Source organism: Okeania sp. SIO2F4, assembly GCF_010672385.1.
In the GTDB taxonomy this organism is placed as follows: Bacteria; Cyanobacteriota; Cyanobacteriia; order Cyanobacteriales; family Microcoleaceae; genus Trichodesmium.
Window position 1 is genome coordinate 1 of sequence record NZ_JAAHGT010001437.1, and the last position, 1,300, is coordinate 1,300.

Consider the following 1,300-nt stretch of genomic DNA (forward strand, 5'->3'; position numbering starts at 1 on the left):
GTTATATAGCAATCCTAAATGATTTGTGATAATTTTTATAATAGTTAAGATTGACGAAAAACCTTGAAAATTCTGAGGACCGTACGGGCGATTCCCTCTTCGCCCCTAAGACTCTGTCCTCCTAACAACCACAAAAATATTACAATTGTGCAGAGGATTGCTATATGTTTTGATTATGAGACAAATCATGGTAATTATTTTCCGGATTAAACTTTTATTAATCGCACTTATTTCATTACTAATTTTTCTCTACATTCCTAATTTTGCACTTCAGGAAGTTTCGGCTCAATTTATTTCATCACCTCAAATAAAATCCTTAGATGCTAATTTCAATAATTCGAGTATTTATTCTTTTGTTCAATCAGGATTTAATTATAGTCAACAACTATATGGCAAATCAAGAATACCAGTTAAAAAAATTAATTTACGCTTAAATCTAACTCCGTTAACTTCACTTGAAAATGCAAATCAAGGTGAATTTACTATATATTTAAGTCGGAAACCATCTGAATATTCTTTCCACGGTCAATTAGCTCACGAAATATTTCACCTATTAAATGCACAATTACTTGACTGCTATGCAGAAGGATTAGCTACTGTTTTTGCTGAGAAAATTTTAACCAGGAATAATTTAAATTGGAGTGGGTGGGAACAATATTTTCAAGCAGGTTCCGAACCATTTTACGGCTTAACTTACTCCATGATGAAAGAAGTTAGTGACACAGCAGGTTCAGCAAATATGAATAGTTTATTGAATTTTGCTGTATATAATGACCCTAGTCAAAGGTGGATGCACATTGATATTGATGGATGGCTATCTTCAATGTCCGATAGTGTCAAAATTGAAGTAGAAAAAATTATTAATAAACATATTACTCCTGTCAAACAAGTAGTTGAATCAAATAATCAGATTTACAGTTGTTTTAAACCAAGTTAAATCATTTTTGGAGATGTCTATATCGTCGAGCGCCAAATTCAAAAAAATCACATAGCCTGCGCTATATTAGTCTGGAATTTATTAAAAAGATTAGCAGTAAAAATAGGAAAAACTATTTATAAAGTTAAGCATGAATTACTCTCAGATTATCTGATCCAAAAACTGAAGAACCCTACAATAAAATTTAGAGCTGTTTTGATTTTATAGGTGTTTTTTACCCTTGTTTTAACAATGGTACTTGTCTTGAGGCGATCGCGCTTGATTTTTAAGCGTTGGCGGAGCAAGTGCGGCAGCTACATCCCTCTATTTGCCATACGCTATATATGGTATCTGTGCGTAAGTCCTGATGATATTACATAGTAA

The 1,300-nt window shown here is 32.5% G+C and carries 1 protein-coding gene; it reads left to right on the plus strand.

Features of this window, described 5'->3' with window-relative positions:
- Positions 1 to 175 precede the first annotated feature (175 nt).
- The gene (locus F6K22_RS41035) at positions 176 to 937 is read left to right on the plus strand and encodes a hypothetical protein (protein ID WP_293110931.1); all 762 of its coding nucleotides are present in this window, start codon (positions 176 to 178) and stop codon (positions 935 to 937) included.
- Positions 938 to 1,300: the final 363 nt, after the last annotated feature.

Excerpts from the sequence above, each read along its gene's own strand:
- F6K22_RS41035 (WP_293110931.1), top strand. The coding sequence starts at position 176 with ATGAGACAAATCATGGTAATTATTTTCCGGATTAAACTTTTATTAATC.